Here is a 17,842-nt window from a genome sequence, read left to right on the forward strand (position 1 = left end):
GCGGGCACCCCGGGCCGGGGCCGGCCCGGGTCAGTCGGGCAGCGCCCGGAAGGCGCGGCGCGAGGACAGCGCGGAGCGCACCTGGTAGAGCCGCAGGGCGAGCTGGATGTCGAGCACCCGCTCGGGATTCTGCCACTCCTCGCCGAGGAGCTGGGTGATGCGCTCCAGCCGGCGCGACACGGTGTTGGGGTGGACGCGCAGGGTCTCCGCGGCGCGGGTGGGGCTCCGGCCGGCCTCCAGATACACCCGCAGGGTGGGGATGAGGTCGGTGAAGCGGTGGGTGTCGTAGTCGACGACGGGGCCGATGGTCTGGTCGATGTAGCCCGGGATGTCGTTCTCCTCGGCCAGGAGCATGCCGAGGAACCCCAGGTCGGAGGCGCAGGCGGTGCCGCCGTCACCACCCAGGGCGCGGAGCGTCTCCAGGCACTGCGCGGCCTCGCGGTGGGCGTCGCCGATGGCGTCGACGGTGGTGGCGGGTCCGGCGGCGCCGACGGTCACCGGGTGCCCCAGCAGTGTGGAGAGCTCCTCGGTGGCGGTCTGTCCCGCGGCGACGGGGTCGTCACCGGGGATCAGCAGAGCGACGGAGCCGTCGCGCACGCTGCACAGTCCGTCGCGCTCCTGGGCGTAGGCCGCGGCGTGGGCCTCGAAGAGGGGGCCGAGGCGCTTGGGGCCGGAGGCGACCAGGACGACATGCGGGCGGCGGAAGCGCAGGGAGAACATCAGGGCACGCTCGCGCTGGAGTTCGGGCGAGCGCGGCGCGCCGACCAGGTCGTCGAAGAACTCCTGGCAGCCGCGGTCCTTGGGGGCGTCGCTGCGCTGCATCCGCAGGTGCAGGGCGCAGGCCCGGGAGACGACGAGGAGCATCGGGACGGCGCCGTGGCCGGACTCGCGGCCGAGGTCCGCGAGCAGGAACCCGGCGTCCCGGGCGCCCGGTTGGAGCGGGACCACCCAGAATCCGGACTGCACGGGGACGGGCCGGCCGGTGTCGGCGGCGGTGCGGCAGGCGGAGCGCACGTCGGCGCGGGCGAGCCGGCGCAGCCGTCCGTGCTCGGCGAGGGTCTCCCCGAGGGGGCCGCAGACGCCCGCCCCGCCGCCGAGGGCCTCGGCGGCGGTCGACAACAGGGCGTCGAGCCCCCGGCCGTTGAGCACGAGGGCGAGCAGGTGGGACTGGAGCTCCGCCGCCCTCCGGGTGTCGGCGAGGGCCGTACGGGCCTCCCACGCCTCCTCGCGCAGCCGGCCGTTGTCCTCGCGGAGCCGGTCGATCTGGCGTATGCGCTCCAGGGAGGCGGCGGCCAGGTCGGCGAGCGAGCAGAGGAGCGTCACCTCGTTGGGGGTGAGGTGACGGATCTGGCGGTCGGCGGCGTAGAGGACGCCCATGTGGTCCTCGCCCACCCGTAACGGGGCGCCCAGGATGGCGCGTAAGCCCTCGGCGCGGACGAGGTCGTCGATCGCGTCGTCGTGCGGGATGCTGGGGTCGGCCAGGTAGTCGGAGGTCCAGAAGGGGGCGCGGCGGGCGCGCACCATGCTGCCCAGGCCGCCACCGGAGGGGACCCGGAAGCCCACGGTGAGGGCGTCGGCGGCGCCGTCGGCGCTCTGCACGACCGTGTCGTCCTCGCCGTCCTTGTGCAGGCTGATGTAGGCGACGTCCAGTTTGAGGAGCAGCCGGGCGCGGCGGGTGACGGAATCGAGGAGTTCCCGGTCGTTCCGGGCGCCGACGAATTCGTGCGCGGCGTCGACGAGGGCGGCGAGCTCGGCCTCGCGGTCACGGCGGTACTCGATCATCGACTGGGCGGTGAGGGCGAGCCGGTTGAACCGCTCCAGGCGGCGCATCCGCGTCTCGCTGGCGCCCTCGCGCTCGGCCCGCGCCATGAGCCGGTCGTATTCGCCTCTCGGGGCGGTACGGGCGACGAATTCGAGGAAGGCGAGAGCATCCTCCGCCTGTTTTTCCCCGTCCGCCTCGTCACGAGAATCCAGGCCGCTCATGCCGTAGAGTGCCCCCGTCCCGAGACTTTACGAATTAAAGAACAGGTTATTACACCTCCGGTGGACGCGTCCAGCACAATTTGCCACCGCACACGAGCCGTTGGCAACCGTTTCGCGGACCCGTTTCCCTTTCGCCCGCCTTCGCTCCGCGCGGCTCGCCGGAAAAATCCGTCAGACGTACTTCAGGGCGGCCTCGACCGTCCTGTGCAGCTCTGTCCATTCGGCGCGGGCGGCCGCGAGCTGTGTCTCCTGCAACTCCGCGCCCACGGCCCGGATGTCGACCCCCGCGCGGCCGAGCGCGGCCAGCACGTCCCGGGAGGCCGCCTCCATGCCGCTGACGGTGTCGCCGCGCAGCGCCGCGCGGCTGCCCAGCGCGCGCAGCACGTCGAGCCCCGCCGAGGAGACGCTGTTCCAGGCCACCAGCTCCTCGATGTACCGCACGCCCTCCGGCACCGGCGCGCCGTAGGAGGACCACACGAAGTGCAGCGGCCTGGCCCCGGCCCTGGTCAGGGCGCGCCAGCGGGTGCCGGCCATCAGCTCCTCGCGGCGGTGGTGCGCCAGCCGGGCGACCGCCACCGCCCAGTCCCGCCGCCGGGCCGCGGCGCCGATCCGGGCGGCGATCGTCTCGTCCAGTACGCGCAGCGGGAAGGAGACGGCGCAGTGGATCCCGGTGAGGTCGTGCCCCGCGTCCCGGGCCCGCTCCAGGCCGGTGAGGTACATCCCGAAGACCGTGTCGAACTGCTCGGGCGAGAACACCGACCGCACGTCGACGCCGATGCCCCGGGCCAGCAGATCACTGATCAGCCCCGCCCCGCCGGCCGCGAGATGGGTGCCGAGCACCAGGTTGGGGCGGTCGACCGCCCAGCGCGTGGCCGCGGCCTCCGCCACCGCGCGCCGGCCGCCCGCGTACGGGTCCAGGGGCACGAACACCCAGCCGCTGCGGCCGCCGCTGTCCCGGTGGAGCGCCAGCAGCGAGTCGCAGGCGGCTCGCGCGTCCCGGCTCAGCAGGCCGCGCACGGCCTCGCCGACGGGCACCTGGCGCACCGCCAGGTCGGCCAGGTGCTCCCGGTAGGCGCCGCCCCTGCGGACGCCCTCGGTGACGGCCGCGAGCCGCGAGGAGGCGCCGCACAGGCCGGTCTCGGCCATCAGCTCCGCCAGCCGCCCGGGGCACTCCGGCTCCCGGGTCAGCCCCTCCGCGCACAGGGAGACGCCCTCGGCCTCCAGCATGGCGGCGGGCCGGGTCCGGTGTCTCAAATCCTTCGCCTCCGGTCGGGTCCGTACGAGCCTTCGGTGGGTCCGTCCGCGCTCAGCGGGAGGGAGGCGCCGGATCCCTCCGGTACGCCCGCAGGCACTCCTCGTACGTGGGCAGCAGCCCGGCGGCCGCGGCGGCGGCGAGGGTGGGGGCGGCCGCGTCCCTGGCCGACCGCACGGGGGGTTCCGCGAGGTCCCAGGGCAGCGCCAGGGCGGGGTCGAGGGCGTCGACGTCGATGATGGTGCCGTGCGCGTACTCCTCCGTGCACAGGTAGTTCACGCAGGTGTCGTCGGCGAGCGCGACGTAGCCGAGGCCGAGGCCGTCGGGGAGGTACACGGCGGTGCCCGAGCCCGGGTCCTGCCGGAGGGTGTCGTGGTGCCCGAAGGTCGGCGAGCCCAGCCTGAGGTCGACGACCATGGTGCGCACGGCGCCCCGCACGCAGGTGACGATCTTCCCCTGGCCGGGCGGCATCGTGGTGCCGTGGATGCCGCGCAGCACATTGCGCCCGGAGACGGTGAAGTTGACCTGCCTGACCTGGAAGGCGTGACCGGTGGCCGCCCGCAGCGCGCTGTGGCGGAGCCCCTCGTAGAAGCGCCCCCGGTGGTCGGGGATCGGTTCCGGGTCGATGCGGTACGCGTCGCGGACGGCCGTTTCGGTGATGCGCATGATGCGTGTGTCATCCCGGTGGTCGGAGTGGGCGGGCGGCGGGGAGGGACGTGCGAAGGGGAGACCGGACGAGGGGGCGGGCGCGCCGCCGTCCCGCCCGGTCCGTCCCTCAGGTCCCGGCCGGGAGCAGCCCCTCGACGGCCGTGGCCGCCGCGGCCGGGCCGCCGGCCTCCCGGATCCGCTCCCCCATCGCGCGCAGCCGGTCGTGGACGCCGGGGTCGGCCAGCACGCGGCGCGCGGTGTCCCGCAGGGTCCCGGCCGTCACCTCGGAGGTCAGCAGCATCGCGCCGAGCCCGAGTTCGGTGATCCGGCGCGCCGTGGCCCGCGGCTCGGGCATCACGGGCACCGCCACCACCGGGACGCCGTGCGAGAAGGCGTCCATGGCCGTGCTCATCCCGCCGTGGTTCACCACGAGGGAGGCGTGCGGCAGCACGTCGCCGTGCGGGACGAAGTCGTGCACCTGGACGTTGCCGGGCACCGGGCCGAGCTGCTCGGGGGTGAGGCCGCCGCCGAGCACCAGGACGATGTTCCACGGCTCGTCGCGGAACGCCTCGACGCAGGTGCGGAAGAACTCCGGCCGCTCGTTGTAGAGCGTGCCCAGGCTCACCATGACCAGCGGCTTGCCGTCGAGCGGCGGCTCCCAGGTGCCGTGGAAGGCGGCCTTGGGCGAGCACGGGCCGACGAAGTGGTGCCGGTCGTCGAAGGTGTCGCCCGCGTACTGGAAGGAGCGCGGCATGTAGAGCAGGGCGGGCCCGCCGTGGAGCACCTCGGTGAAGGCGGCGAGGTCACCCTTGGCGCCCTCCTCCTCCAGCAGCCGCCCGATCCGCGCCAGCAGCTCGTGCAGTTCGGGGTCGTCCGGCGGCTCGGCCGAGTCGACGGGCGGATGCAGCGACCAGTGCTCGTTCGCCGCGTAGGTCGGCGTGCTGCGGATGACGGGGATGTCCCAGCGGTCGGCGAGCAGCCGGCCCGTCCACAGCGAGGACGGGTCGTTGACGATCACGTCGGGGCGGTCCGCGGCGAAGTGCGGCTCCAGCAGCGGCAGCGTCGCGCGGGTCATGTCCAGCAGCCACTCCAGCACCCGGAGGAACTCACCCTCGTCCGTATAGGCGTCGGCGTCCTGCCGGGGCACCATCTGCGCGAGGAACCGCTCCTTGTCCAGCGGGTACGTGACGACGTCGGCTCCCACCCGCACGGCGCGGTCCGCGATCCCCTCGGGCAGGGCGTAGGTCACCCGGTGCCCGCGGGCGACCAGCTCCTCGGCCACGCCCAGCGTCGGATTCACATGCCCGGCGACAGGCAGGATGAAGAATGCGATATGAGCCATGCGAAACCCTTCATAGGGTGCGGTCCACGTGAATGACGCCCAGGCGGGGTCGGAGGGGCGCACGCTAAGCGGCGGCCCGGGAATAGGGCAAGCGTGAGATGACATAGTTCCCGGCCGCCGCGCAAATCCCGTACGACCTGCTCGTAATCCATTCCCGCGGGCTCCGGCACGGCCCTCGCCGTGAGATGACACAGTCCCTTCCGGATTCATGGATCACGCGAATGCCCCGGGAGAGAATCCCGAATTGTTGCTGTGAATGGCGCCCGGGAGAGGGCACTTGCCGGAGGCGTCCCCCCTTTTCGTCGGCGCCCCGGGGAACAGGGAGGTCCGGTGACCGACAACAACACCGACAGCACCGACAACACCGCAAAGGACCCGCTCGTCGTGGTGGGCGCCGGCGTCATGGGCACGGCCATCGCCGCGCTCGCCGTCGGCCACGGCCACCCGGTCGGACTGATCGACCACTCCCCCGAGGCGTGCGCCACCGCCCCCGAGCGGATCGCACTGCACCTGCGCACGGCCCGGATGATGGGCGCGCTGCCCGCGGGCGGCCGGCTCGGCGAGCTGACCACCGCGGAGACGCCGGACGCCGCCGCCGGGGCGGCCGCCGTGATCGAGGCGGTCACCGAGGACCCCGAGGAGAAGGCCGCGGTGCTCGCGGAACTCGCGGCGGCGGTGCGCCCCGGCACCCTTCTGGTGAGCAACACCTCGGGGGTGCCCATCGAGGAGATGGCCGACGCCGTCCCGCACCCCGAGGACCTCGTCGGGGTGCACTTCATGAACCCGGCGTACCTGATCCGGACGGTGGAGGTGATCCTCGGCCCGCGCAGCGGCGCCGGCGCGGCCACGGCCGTCCGGGAACTGCTCGCCGGGCTGGGGCGCGAGGGCATCGTCGTGGGCGACGGGCCGGGCTTCGTCACCAGCCGCCTGCTGCACCGGATGCTCAACGACGCGATCGAGGTGGTGCGCGAGGGGCGGGCCGCGCCGGAGACGGTGGACGCCCTGATGCGCCACTGCATCGGCCACCGCACCGGCCCGCTGGCCACCGCGGACCTGATCGGCCTGGACAACCTCGCCGACTCGCTCCGGGTGCTGCACGAGAGGACCGGCGACGAGGCCTTCCGCCCGAGCGAACTGCTGCTGGACAAGGTCCGGCGGGGCGAGCTCGGCCGCAAGAGCGGCCGGGGATTCTACGAATACGAGGAGATCACGCCATGACCAAGACCTCCGACCAGGCGGGCTCCGCCACCGGGACGGGACCGGACGCGGCCGGCGGCGACATCGCCGACGAGCTGCTCGGCTTCCTCGCCGCCCGCACGAGGACGACGTGGGAGCGCGACCAGGACCTGTTCGCCGTCGGCGGGATGTCGTCGCTGTTCGCCATGCAGCTCGTCGTGCACCTGGAGAAGACCTACGGCGTCACCATCAGCGGCGCCGACCTGATGCTCGACAACTTCCGCACGGTGGACGCCATGGTCCGGCTCGTCCACAAGCTGGGCGGGGCGCGGGCCGCCGCCTCGGCCGGGACCACGGCCGGTGAGTGAGACGACGGCCGGCGGGACGGACCTGTGGCCCGAGGAGCTGTTCACCGAACTGGTCGGGGACCGGGCCGCGGAGTGGGACCGTACGGGCCGGATACCGCTCGACACCCTCCGGGGCCTCGGCGCCAAGGGCCTGCTGTGCGCCCAGGCGCCGGCGGCCCACGGCGGCCTGGCCTTCTCCAGCAGGCGCAACGGTGAACTCACCGCCCACGTGGGCACGCTGTGCAGCTCCCTGCGCAGCGTGATGACCTCGCAGGGCATGGCCGCCTGGACGCTGCGCCGGCTGGCCGGCCCCGGGCAGCAGGCGGCGCTCGTCCCCCGGCTCACCGGCGGGGAACTGGCCGCCGTCGCCTTCAGCGAGGCCGGAGCGGGCAGCGACCTGTCCGCCCTGCGGACGCGCATCACCCGCGACGGCGACGAGGTCGTCGTCGACGGTGCCAAGGTGTGGACCACCAACGCCGCGTACGCGGACCTGCTCGTGGTCTTCGGCCGCACGGACGACGGCGCGGGCGCCGTGGTGGTCCCGGCGTCGGCCCCCGGCGTGCGCGTGGAGCGGATCGACGACCCGCTCGGCTGCCGCGCGGCCGGCCACGCCGACATCCGCCTGGACGGGGTCCGGCTGCCCGCCGACGCCCTGCTCCAGGGGGTGGACCGCACCCCGGCCCTGCTCGTCACCACGGCGCTCGGCTACGGGCGGATGTCCGTGGCCTGGGGCTGTACGGGCATCCTGCGCGGCTGCCTGACCGCCGCCGTCCGGCACGCGAAGGCGCGCGAGCAGTTCGGCGTCCGGCTGGCCGAGCACCAGCTCGTGGCCCGGCACCTCGCCGAGCTGTTCGTCGCCGAGCAGAGCGCCCGCCGGGCGTGCGAGCACGCCAGCGACCTGTGGGACGAGGGCAGCCCGGACATGGTGACCGCCGCCGTCCTCGCCAAGCACGTCGCCGCCACCGGCGCCGCGCGCGGCGCGGCCAGGGCGGTGCAGGTGCTGGCCTCCGCGGGCTCCCGCGACGGCCACACGGTGGCGCGGGCGCTCCGCGACGCCAAGCTCATGGAGATCATCGAGGGCAGCAGCGAGATCTGCGAACTGATGCTGTCCCAGCACGCGTTGGCGACCGCGGGATGACGCCCGGCCGCGCCCCGTCGCGGCCGCACGACGAGGAGGGAACGACTGTGCACCGGGAGAACCCCGCCCCGACCACGGTGAAGTGCCTGGTATGGGATCTCGACAACACCCTCTGGCAGGGCACCCTGCTGGAGGACGGCGAGGTGCGGCTGCGGCCGGGCCTGCGCGAGACGGTCGTCGAGCTGGACTCGCGCGGCATCCTCAACTCCGTGGCCAGCAAGAACGACCACGACCACGCCTGGGCGCGGCTGGAGGAGCTGGGCCTCGCCGAGTACTTCGTGCTGCCCAGGATCGGCTGGGGGCCGAAGTCGAAGTCGGTCCGGGCGATCGCCGAGGAGCTGAACTTCGCGCCCGGCACCATCGCCTTCATCGACGACCAGCCCTTCGAGCGCGCCGAGGTCCTCCACTCGCTGCCGGAGGTCCGCGCCTACCCCGCCGAGCAGGCCGCGGAGCTGACCTCGCTGCCGGAGTTCAGCCCGGCCACGGTCACGGTCGACTCGCGCCGCCGCCGCGCGATGTACCAGGCGTCGTTCCGGCGGGACGCCGAGCGCGCCGGGTTCGACGGGCCGGACGCGGACTTCCTGCGCTCGCTGGACATCCGGATGCGGATCACCCGCGCCACCCCGGCGGAGCTCTCCCGGGTCGAGGAACTCACCCTGCGCACCAGCCAGATGAACGCGACGGGCGTGCACTACTCCGAGGCCGACCTGCTCGCCCTGATCGACGACCCGGACCACGAGGTGCTGGTCACCACGGTCACCGACCGCTTCGGCCCGTACGGCGCGGTCGGCGTCGTCCTCGTCCACCGCTCCCCCGTCAGCTGGCGGATCAAGCTGCTCGCCACCTCCTGCCGGGTGGTGTCGCTGGGCGCCGGCACCGCGCTCCTGCGCTGGCTGACCGACCAGGCGCACCGGGCGGGCGTGCACCTGACCGCCGACTTCCGGCCCACCGAGCGCAACCGGATGATGGAAGTGGCGTACCGCTTCGCCGGGTTCACCGGCGCCGGGGAGGACCCCTGCCCGTGCCTGCCGGGCCCGGACCCCGCCGGCGCGGACGCCCGGCCGGACGGCTCCGGGTCCCCGGTCGGCAGGCTGCACCTGGTGCCGTCCGCCCAGCCCGCCCCCGACACCCTCCGCCTGGAGGCCCCCGACCTTTCCGAGAGGACCCGATGATCATCACCGCGTGCCGCGTCTGCGCCAACCACGAACTGCTCCCCGTACTGGACCTGGGGGAGCAGGCGCTCACCGGGGTGTTCCCGGCCACCCGCGACGAGGCCGTCCCGTCGGTCCCCCTGGAGCTGGTCCGGTGCTCCCCCGCCGGGTGCGGCCTGGTGCAGCTGCGCCACACCCCGGACCCCGCCCTGATGTACGGGGAGGGCTACGGCTACCGCTCCGGCATCCGGCCGTTCATGATCAACCACCTGCACGGCAAGGTGGCGGCCCTCCGGGAGCTCGTCGCGCCCGGCCCCGGGGACCTGGTCCTCGACATCGGCAGCAACGACTCGACGCTGCTGCGCGGCTACCCCGCGGACGGCCCGCGCCTGGTCGGCATGGACCCGACCGGCGGGAAGTTCCGTGAGCTGTACCCGCCGCACGCCGAGCTCGTCGTCGACTACTTCTCGCGCGAGGCGTTCGTGGAGCGCTTCGGCTCCGCGCGCGCGAAGGTCGTCACGTCGATCGCGATGTTCTACGACCTGCCGGACCCGCTGCGCTTCATGCGGGACGTCCACGACGTCCTCGCCGACGACGGCGTCTGGATGCTGGAGCAGAGCTACATGCCGGCCATGCTGGAGGCCGACGCCTACGACGTGGTGTGCCACGAGCACCTGGAGTACTACGCCCTCCGGCAGATCGAGTGGATGGCGGAGCGGGCCGGCCTGACGGTGCTGAAGGCCGAGCTCACGGACGTCTACGGCGGCAGCCTCTGCGCGACCCTGGCCAGGAAGGGCTCCCCCTACCCGGTGGACGAGGCGGGCCTGGCCCGGATCCGGGCCCGCGAGGCGGCGGCGGGCCTCGACACCGCGGCGCCCTTCGACGCCTTCGCCCGGCGCGTGCGGGACCAGCGGGACGCCCTCGTCGGCTTCCTGGCCCGCTCCCGCGAGGCGGGCCTGCTGACCCTCGGGTACGGGGCCTCGACGAAGGGCAATGTGATCCTCCAGTACTGCGGGATCACCGAGCGGGACCTGCCGTGCATCGGCGAGGTCAGCGAGGAGAAGGCCGGCCGCTTCACCCCCGGCACGGGCATCCCCATCGTCTCCGAGGAGGAGGCGAAATCCTGGAAGCCGGACCAGTTGCTGGTGCTGCCGTGGATCTACCGCGACGGCTTCCTGGAGCGCGAGCGGGAGTTCCGGGACCGGGGCGGGAAGCTGGTGTTCCCGCTGCCGGGGCTGAGCGTGGTGTAAGGCGCGTACGGAAAGCGCGGGGCGGGCCGGATGTTCCCGGCCCGCCCCGCGCTCGTCCCACCGCTGTTCCCGCTCGTCCGGCCCGGCACGGAGGCCGGAGCCGGGGAGCGGGGGGGCTCACCCCGCCCAGGCCCCGGGCGCCGCCCCGCCACCGCCCACCGGCGGAAAGATCACGTCCAGCTCCGCCAGCTCCTCCTCGGAGAGCACGAGGTCGAGCGCCCGCACCGCGGAGTCGAGCTGCCCGACCGTCCGCGGCCCGATCACCGCCCCGCTCATCCCCGGCCGCGACAGCACCCAGGCCAGGCCCGCCTCCGCCGGGTCCCGCCCGGTCCGCCCGCAGAACCGCTCGTACGCCTCGACGCGCGGCCGCAGCTCCGGCAGCAGCTTCTGGGCCCGGCCCTGCGCCGACTTCACGGCCGTGCCGGCCGCCAGCTTCGCGAGCGCCCCGCTGAGCAGTCCGCCGTGCAGGGGCGACCAGGCGAAGACGCCGAGCCCGTAGGCCCGGGCGGCGGGCAGCAGCTCCAGGTCGGCGTGGCGGACGGCCAGGTTGTACAGGCACTGCTCGGAGACCAGCCCGAAGGAGTGCCGGCGGGCGGCGCTCTCCTGGGCGGCGGCGATGTTCCAGCCGGCGAAGTTCGACGAGCCGACGTAGCCGACCTTGCCACTGGTGACGAGGCGGTCCATGGCCTGCCAGATCTCGTCCCACGGGGCGGCCGGGTCGACGCGGTGCATCTGGTACAGGTCGATGTGGTCGACCCCGAGGCGGCGCAGGGACCGCTCGCAGGCGGCGACGATGTGCCGGGCCGACAGCCCGCCGTCGTTGATCCGCTCGCTCATGTCCTCACCGACCTTGGTCGCGAGGAGGACGTCCTCGCGCCGGACGCCGCCTCGGGCCAGCCAGCGGCCGACGAGCTCCTCGGTGTGGCCCTTGTAGAGCCGCCAGCCGTAGATGTCGGCCGTGTCGACGCAGTTGATGCCGCGGTCGAGCGCCGCGTCCATGAGCCGCATGGCGTCGTCGTCCTCGACCCGCCCGCTGAAGTTCACCGTGCCCAGCCAGAGCCGGCTGACCAGGGTGGCACTGCGCCCGAGCCGTACGTGCGTCCGGTTCCCGCTCATTTCCCGCCACCGCCCTTCGCCGGGGCGGCCGCGGCCGCCTCCGCCATCGCCGTCACCATGTCGTCGAGCCCCTCGCCCAGGGGCACCCCGGCCCGCCAGCCGGTCACCGCGCGGAAGGCGGCGGGGTCCGACTCCGGGGTGCGGAAGTCACCGGCCTCCGCGTGGCCGGGAGGCGGCACGGAGAGGACCGGGACGGCGGGCTTCCCGGTGCGCGCGGCGACGACGCCGGCGAGGGTGGTGAAGACGTCGCCGAGGCGCTCCAGGCGCCCGGAGCCGACGGTCCAGGGGCGGCCCTGGAGCTGCGCCACGTGGCGCAGCGCGGCGGTGAACGCGGCGGCCGCGTCCCGGACATGGAGGAAGTCGCGTTCGACCGAGCCGTCGTGCCACATCGTGAGGGGTTCGCCGCCGAGAGCCCGGGCCGCCATCGTGGCGAGGACGCCCCGGCCGGTGGACCCGGAGAGCGGGCTGCGGCCGTACACGGTCGCCAGGCGCAGCACGACGCCGCGTACGGTGCCGTCGGCGGTGGCCTCGCGCAGGATCTCCTCGGCGGCGGTCTTCTGCGCGGCGTACGAGCCGGGCCGCGGCGCGGCGCCCGAGCCGGTCTGGATGGTCCCCGCGAAGATCACGGCGGGTGGGGTGCCGGGACGGTCCCGGAAGGCGTCCACGAGGTCGCGCACGAGGCCGACGTTCACGCGCTCGGAGCGCTCGTCGGCGGCCCGCCAGGACTGCCCGCCGCCGATGTGGGCGGCGAGGTGCACGACGGCGTCGGCGCCCTCGACCGCGTCGGCGACCGCCCCCGGCAGGGCCAGGTCCGCCCGCCGCACCTCGATCCCGGCCGCCGCCACCGCGGGCACCGGGCAGGCCCCGCGCGCCACCGCCCGTAACCGCACCGGCAGCCGCGCGAGTTCGGCGACCACCGCGGACCCCACGAACCCGGAGGCCCCGAGCACCACGACCGACGGCCCGCGCGGGTCGTCGGCCGTTTCGAGCAACCCGGCGATGTCCTTCACACGGCCTCCCGCACAGCGCACACGATCGAAGTCCCCTGGATTCAACGTCATCACCACGGGGCGCGGGCCCGCCGGCGTGATCGGACGGGCGACTTCGTCAGGTCCCGGAGCGGTCCGGAGGGGGCGCCTCTGCCACCCCTCCCACGTCCGGTCACGGATCGAGGTGACGGCCGGGTCGGCGAGGCCCGCGTCGCGGAGCTGCCGGACGTGCCCGGTCCCACAGGCCGAGCCACCCGGAGCGGAAGGTCTCGCGCGCGGTGGCGCCGCTGAGCGGAAGGGTGCGGCGGCGAGCGCACCGCAGGGGCGCGGCACGCGGGCCCCATTACTTCGCAGGTAATCGCGCGCTTCCCCGCCGCCCGGCAGGCTGAGGGCGAGCGGATCCCGGGCCGGCGCACTCCGGCCGGGGGTCCGCGAGGGGGATCGTCCTCGGGCCGGGCCGCCAGGGGGGAGGCCCGGGCACGGGGGACCGAGGACGGAACAGGCCGCCGGGAACAGGGCGGTGACACCGACCGCTGGAGACAGAGGAGCGCATCATGTCGCAGTACGAGACCGCCGTCGCCCGCTACTTCGAGGCGTGGAACGCGACGGGCGGGGACGCGCTCGCCAAGGCCGTCGCCGCCGCGTGGAGCGAGGACGGGTCCTTCACCGACCCGCTGTCCCGGGCCCGGGGGCACGCGGACGTCGCCGCCGTGATCGCGGGGGTCCACGAGCAGTTCCCCGGCTTCGAGTTCCGGCGGACGGGCGGGGTCGACGGGCACCACGACACCGCGCGCTTCAGCTGGGAGCTGGTGTCGCCGGCCGACGGGTCCGCGCCGGTGGCCGGGTTCGACGTCATCACGCTGGCCGAGGACGGCCGGATCCGGTCGGTGCTCGGTTTCCTGGACCGGGTGCCTACGGCGTGACGAGCTGAAGCTCCCGAAGGTGCCGGGCCGTCTCCGGGTCGGCGGGGAGGAAGGTCTCCATCGCCAGCTCGGAGACGGTGACGTCCATCGGGGTGTTGAAGGTCGTGATGGTCGAGATGAACGACAGGGTCCGGCCGTCGAGTTCGACGACGAGGGGCAGGGCGTACGGCGCCCTGCCGGGGTCGGCCGGCGGGGGTCCGTCGGCGGCCCCCTCGGGCAGGGGGTAGGCGCCGACCTCCTCGTACAGGGCGCGCAGCGGGGCGGAGCGCACCAGGGCCAGCTGGCGTTCCATCTGGTGGAGGAGGTGGCCGCGCCACTCGCGGAAGTTGCGGATCCGCGGGGCGAGGCCCTGGGGGTGCAAGGTCACGCGCATGGCGTTCAGCGGGGCTTCGAGCAGGTGTTCCGCGACGCCCTGGAGCAGCGTGCCGATGCCGCGGTTGGCGGCCACCACGTCGTAGGCGCCGTCGACGACCAGGGCCGGGTAGGGCTCGTGCCCGCGCAGCAGGGCGTCCAGGCCCTCCCGGAGTCCGGCCAGCGCCGGGTCGTCCAGCGGCCGCTCGGGGAAGCGGGGGGCGTAACCGGCCGCGAGGAGCAGGGCGTTCTGCTCGCGCACGGGCACGTCGAGCCGGTCGGCGAGGCGCAGCACCATCTCCTGGCTGGGCCGGGAGCGGCCGGTCTCGATGAAGCTGATGTGGCGGGCGGACGAATCGGCCCGGAGCGCCAGCTCCAGCTGGCTGATCCGGCGCCGCTCCCGCCATTCGCGCAACAGCGCGCCCACTCCGGTGGCCACCGCGGCAGTCGTCATGCCCCGACCGTAACGCGTGGCCGCCCGGCGGCCGGGTCCGGGCCGGGGCGGCGGCGGGAATTCCCGGAAACCGCGGAAACCGCCGATGGTACGGCCCTACTTGATCAGGGCATGATTTCAGCCATGGCTCACCCGCACCTGCCGACCACCGAGGCCGCTGTCGTCGCGATCCGCGAAATCGCGGACGAATACGGTGTGCGCGTTTCCGTCACGGACGACATCGGCGCGGACCGGACCTCGCGCCGCTCCTCGGCCGGAATGTTCACGGTCGCCGCGGCCGAGGAGTAGCCCGCCGCCGCGTGGCCGGCGGCGGCGCGCACCCCCGCCACCGGGAAGCGGTCGTCAGGAAGCGGTGCTCAGGAAGCTCTTGTCAGGAAGCCGTCCGCAGGCTCCCCCGCCGCAGCCGGTCCAGCGGCGACGGCCTGCGGTCCAGGCGGGCGTCCAGCAGAGCCGCCGCTTCCTCGTGCCGGCCCGCCGAGACCAGGGCGAACAGCAGCGTCTCCTCCACGACGTCGCGCTGGGCCGCGCTGCCGCCGAGGGCCGGGACCAGCGGCAACAGGGCCCGCAGCGCCGGCAGGGCCGCCGCCCAGTCCTCGTCGACGACCGCCGAGAGGGCGGCGCACAGCGGGGCGACGACGTCACGGAAGACCGGGTCCCCGTGGGCCCCGGCGCGGGCGCGCAGGCGCAGCAGCGCGGCGCCGTCACCCGCCGCCGCGAGGGTGACTGCGGCGTGCAGGGCCGCGAACGGGGTCGGCGGCTCGGTCCGCCAGCCCTCCGGGGCCCCGGCGAGGACGGCCTCGGCGGGCAGCGGGCCGTCCCAGGCGCCGGTCATCCGGCAGCGCCACAGGAGCGCGCCGGAGTCCACCAGCGCGCGGGCGCCGGTGACCGTGGGCGGCGCGAGCTGGGTGAGGTAGCGGGCGCGTACGGCGTCGGTGTCGCCGGTCGCCAGTTCGTGCAGGGCGGCGTGCCAGCTGAAGTGGGCGCGGTTGTTGGCGCGCCGGCCCTCCGCGTCGATCCAGCGGTCGATCCAGGCCAGGCCCTCGGTGTGCCGGCCGGTCTCGTAGAAGACGTGGGTCCGCGCGTGGACGGCGTGGCCGGAGCCGGGCTCGGCGGCGAGGGCGCGGACGGTCAGCTCCTCGGCCTCGTCCCAGCGCTCCTGCTCCTGGCGGACGAAGGCGAGCTGGCCCTGGTACCACCAGTCGTCCCCGTAGGCGGGGGCGAGCCGCTCCACCAGGTCCCAGGTCTGTTCGCCGCACGTCACGCCGCCGAAGGCGATGGTCGGCACGGCCAGGCTCACGGCGAGGGCGTCGCGCGGGTGGTCGTCGATGTGCCGCAGCAGCGCGGAGGAGCCGCCCGCCACGGCGCTCGCGGCGGCCGCGACGAAGCTGCGTTCCCGGGCGTCGCAGCCTCTGGCGGCCGCTTCGCCGGCGGCGGCCAGGGCGGCGGGTACGTCGACGTCGGCGCCCCATTCGTGGCCGAGGAGGGCGAGGGTGGCGTGCCCGAGGGCGAAGCCGGGGTCGGCGGCGACGGCCTCCTTCAGGTTCTCCTCGGCGCCGCACGTCACGCGCAGGATGCTGTCGAGCGCCCGGTTGTAGGCGGCGGCCGCGTCCAGGGTGGTGGTGAGCCGCAGTCCGTAGCGGTCGGTGGGCGTGCTCCGGCGGGTGGCCGGGGCCGTGCCGAGGGCCTCGACGACGGCGGCGGCCACGGCGGCGGCCTGGGTGCGGATCTCGGGTACGGCGGTGGTCTCCCACAGCTCGCCGCGGCGGGGCGCGCCCAGGGTCCACATCCGTGTCCCCGGCCGGCCGCCGCGCAGGCGTCCGTCGGGCCCGGTGCCCAGCCCGAGGCCGTGCGGGCCGGGGCGGGCCAGGTCGCCGTCGAGCAGGGAGCCCAGCAGGGGGTCGCGGGCGGCGCGCGCGTCGTTCCGGGGGCCGGTGCAGTTGACGACCGCTCCGACGGTGACGGCGTCGCCGCCGGCGAACTCCACCCGCAGCAGGTCACCGTCGGGCTTGGCGGCGGTCACCTCGGCGGCCCGTACCGCGAGCCGGCCGCCGCGCCGCGCCTCGGCGATCCGGGCGGCGACGGCGGCGGGCATGCGGTGCCGGTGGACCTCCCACAGGCGCAGGTCCTCGCCGAGGAAGCGGGCGCGGTCCCCGGCGGTGAGCTGCCGCCAGAGCGTGGTGGTGAGCGGGCGGAGGCTGTCGAGCGCGGGCCGCCAGTCGCCGTGCGTGCGCCGGGTGCGGGCGACGTGGCGCAGGACGGCGGCGCGCAGGGCGGGCAGCCCGGTCACGCCGGTGAGGTCGGGGGCGGTGACCGGGCCGGCGGCGGGCGCGGGGGCGTGCTCCTGGGGCAGCAGCCCGTTCCGGGAGACCGCGTGGACCGTGCGGTCCGGGCGTTCGAGGGTGACGGCCACGTCGGCCATGGTGAGGCCCGTGCCGACGAGGAGGACGTCCGCGCCCTCCGGTACGTCCGCGAGCGCGCCGGGCGCCCAGGGGTCGGCGACGAACCGCGGTGAGTCGCGCAGTTCCTCCGGGGCCCAGTCGGTGCCGGGCGCGTGGGCGCCCGTGGCCAGCACGACCGCCTCGGCGGTGAGGCCGCCGCCCGAGGCCAGACGCAGCGTCACGCGGCCGTCCGGGCGGGCTTCGGCGTGGACGGCGCGGTCGCGCAGGCGGCGCAGCCGGGTGTCGGCGGCCCGCCGCACGCTCTGCCGCAGGTGGTCGGCCAGGTAGGCGCCGTAGTGGGCGCGCGGCGCGAAGGTGCCCGGGGCGGTGGCGGGTTCGCGGTCGCGGAGCCAGTCGAGGAAGTCCTCGGGGCGCCCGGGGTCCGCGCTCATGCGCTCGGCGGGGACGTTCAGCAGGTGCCGGGTGTCGGTGGTGGAGTAGGCGGGGCCCCGCCCGTTCTCCGCGGCCGGGTCGATCAGCACCACCTCCAGGGGGAGGCGTGCGGTGGCGGCCGCGTCGAGCAGCCGGGCGGCGGTCATGGTGCCGGCGGCGCCGGCCCCGATCACCGCCACAGTGCAGAATGGATGTACCCCAGCCATAGAGCGAGAACCCCCCGCAGCACAATGTCTACTTTTTCGATGGACATAGTTGTCTCGGTCCATCCAAGACTCTCGCACCGCCGGGCGCCAGGGATCCCCGGATATACCCTTAGACACCCCCTAGTTCATGCCGAAAGGCCCGAGAGGACCCCGCGTGAGGATCTCAGCCAAGTCCGACTACGCGCTGCGCGCCATGGCGCAGCTCGCCCGCGACGGCGCGGACGGCTGCCCGGTCAAGGCGGTCCGGCTGGCGTCCGAGCAGGACATCCCGCTGAAGTTCCTTCAGGGGGTGCTCTCCGAGCTCAAGCGCGCCCGGCTGGTGCACAGCACCCGGGGCCCCGAGGGCGGCTTCGTGCTGGCCCGCCCGGCGGCGGAGATCACGCTCGCCGACGTCTACCGCGCGATCGACGGCCCGCTGATCAACGTCCGCGACACCCGGCTGTCCGACATCGGGTACGCGGGCCCCGCCGAGCCGCTGCGCGAGCTGTGGATGGCCGCGCGCAGCAGTCTCCGCAACGTCCTGGAGCAGGTCACCCTGGCCGACCTCGACGCCGGTTCGCTGCCGGCGGCGGTCACCGAACTCGCCGAGCAGTACCGGCGGGACGTGCGCACGTACTCCTGACGCGGCGGCACCCACCGGAAAGCAGCGGGCGGGGGCGGGCCGGGGATCCTTCCCCGGCCCGCC

The 17,842-nt window shown here is 74.9% G+C and carries 16 protein-coding genes; 8 read left to right on the forward strand and 8 right to left on the reverse strand.

Annotated features, from left to right (window positions below; genetic code table 11):
- Positions 1-30: 30 nt before the first annotated feature.
- The 4 genes from SMD11_RS08115 to SMD11_RS08130 form a co-directional block, all read right to left on the reverse strand.
- Positions 31-1,983 carry a helix-turn-helix domain-containing protein gene (locus SMD11_RS08115; protein WP_087925799.1) on the reverse strand — a complete coding sequence of 651 codons (1,953 nt, stop codon included), beginning with the start codon at positions 1,981-1,983 and terminating at the stop codon, positions 31-33.
- Between the two features lie 171 nt (positions 1,984-2,154).
- Positions 2,155-3,237, reverse strand: a complete 1,083-nt coding sequence (locus tag SMD11_RS08120; RefSeq protein WP_159395262.1) for a transaldolase family protein — start codon at positions 3,235-3,237, stop codon at positions 2,155-2,157.
- A 52-nt stretch (positions 3,238-3,289) separates the two neighbouring features.
- Positions 3,290-3,901 (reverse strand): dTDP-4-dehydrorhamnose 3,5-epimerase family protein, encoded by a 612-nt coding sequence (locus SMD11_RS08125; RefSeq protein ID WP_087925801.1) that lies wholly within the window; start codon positions 3,899-3,901, stop codon positions 3,290-3,292.
- A gap of 109 nt (positions 3,902-4,010) precedes the next feature.
- On the reverse strand, positions 4,011-5,225 hold the full coding sequence (locus SMD11_RS08130; RefSeq protein WP_159395263.1) for a macrolide family glycosyltransferase: 1,215 nt from the start codon (positions 5,223-5,225) through the stop codon (positions 4,011-4,013).
- A gap of 330 nt (positions 5,226-5,555) precedes the next feature.
- Between SMD11_RS08130 and SMD11_RS08135 the strand changes: the two genes are divergently transcribed.
- From SMD11_RS08135 to SMD11_RS08155, 5 genes are read left to right on the forward strand one after another with little or no spacing between them, the layout of a single operon-like run.
- Complete coding sequence (locus tag SMD11_RS08135) at positions 5,556-6,443, forward strand: 3-hydroxyacyl-CoA dehydrogenase family protein (protein ID WP_324614708.1); 888 nt, start codon at positions 5,556-5,558, stop codon at positions 6,441-6,443.
- The gene (locus SMD11_RS08140; protein WP_087925803.1) at positions 6,440-6,769 is read left to right on the forward strand and encodes an acyl carrier protein; all 330 of its coding nucleotides are present in this window, start codon (positions 6,440-6,442) and stop codon (positions 6,767-6,769) included. The genes SMD11_RS08135 and SMD11_RS08140 overlap by 4 nt, the downstream gene beginning before the upstream one ends.
- Complete coding sequence (locus SMD11_RS08145) at positions 6,762-7,886, forward strand: acyl-CoA dehydrogenase family protein (RefSeq protein ID WP_234365961.1); 1,125 nt, start codon at positions 6,762-6,764, stop codon at positions 7,884-7,886. Before SMD11_RS08140 ends, SMD11_RS08145 begins: the two co-directional genes overlap by 8 nt.
- Before the next feature lie 47 nt (positions 7,887-7,933).
- Positions 7,934-9,058: an HAD-IIIC family phosphatase gene (locus SMD11_RS08150; RefSeq protein WP_234365962.1), complete on the forward strand. Its 1,125-nt coding sequence runs from the start codon at positions 7,934-7,936 to the stop codon at positions 9,056-9,058.
- Positions 9,055-10,287, forward strand: coding sequence for a class I SAM-dependent methyltransferase (locus SMD11_RS08155; RefSeq protein WP_087925805.1), 1,233 nt, complete (start codon positions 9,055-9,057; stop codon positions 10,285-10,287). The genes SMD11_RS08150 and SMD11_RS08155 overlap by 4 nt, the downstream gene beginning before the upstream one ends.
- A 117-nt stretch (positions 10,288-10,404) precedes the next feature.
- Here the strand turns inward: SMD11_RS08155 and SMD11_RS08160 are convergent, their stop codons facing one another.
- Complete coding sequence (locus SMD11_RS08160) at positions 10,405-11,403, reverse strand: aldo/keto reductase (protein ID WP_087925806.1); 999 nt, start codon at positions 11,401-11,403, stop codon at positions 10,405-10,407.
- Positions 11,400-12,413 carry an NAD-dependent epimerase/dehydratase family protein gene (locus SMD11_RS08165; protein ID WP_234365963.1) on the reverse strand — a complete coding sequence of 338 codons (1,014 nt, stop codon included), beginning with the start codon at positions 12,411-12,413 and terminating at the stop codon, positions 11,400-11,402. Before SMD11_RS08165 ends, SMD11_RS08160 begins: the two co-directional genes overlap by 4 nt.
- A 533-nt stretch (positions 12,414-12,946) precedes the next feature.
- Between SMD11_RS08165 and SMD11_RS08170 the strand changes: the two genes are divergently transcribed.
- A complete protein-coding gene (locus SMD11_RS08170; protein ID WP_087925808.1) occupies positions 12,947-13,315 on the forward strand; it encodes a nuclear transport factor 2 family protein in 369 nt (122 codons plus the stop codon).
- Here SMD11_RS08170 and SMD11_RS08175 read toward each other — a convergent pair.
- A complete protein-coding gene (locus tag SMD11_RS08175; protein ID WP_087925809.1) occupies positions 13,305-14,120 on the reverse strand; it encodes a helix-turn-helix transcriptional regulator in 816 nt (271 codons plus the stop codon). The genes SMD11_RS08170 and SMD11_RS08175 overlap by 11 nt on opposite strands.
- Positions 14,121-14,243: 123 nt before the next feature.
- Here SMD11_RS08175 and SMD11_RS35385 point away from each other — a divergent pair, with 123 nt between their 5' ends.
- Positions 14,244-14,408, forward strand: coding sequence for a hypothetical protein (locus SMD11_RS35385; protein WP_159395264.1), 165 nt, complete (start codon positions 14,244-14,246; stop codon positions 14,406-14,408).
- Positions 14,409-14,490: 82 nt separating this feature from the next.
- On the opposite strand, the gene SMD11_RS08185 is transcribed toward SMD11_RS35385, so the two are convergent.
- Positions 14,491-17,124, reverse strand: coding sequence for an FAD/NAD(P)-binding protein (locus tag SMD11_RS08185; RefSeq protein ID WP_324614709.1), 2,634 nt, complete (start codon positions 17,122-17,124; stop codon positions 14,491-14,493).
- A 187-nt stretch (positions 17,125-17,311) separates the two neighbouring features.
- Between SMD11_RS08185 and SMD11_RS08190 the strand changes: the two genes are divergently transcribed.
- A complete protein-coding gene (locus tag SMD11_RS08190; protein ID WP_087925811.1) occupies positions 17,312-17,779 on the forward strand; it encodes an RrF2 family transcriptional regulator in 468 nt (155 codons plus the stop codon).
- The last annotated feature ends 63 nt before the right edge of the window (positions 17,780-17,842 follow it).

It is taken from the genome of Streptomyces albireticuli, assembly GCF_002192455.1.
GTDB classification, from domain to species: domain Bacteria; phylum Actinomycetota; class Actinomycetes; order Streptomycetales; family Streptomycetaceae; genus Streptomyces; species Streptomyces albireticuli_B.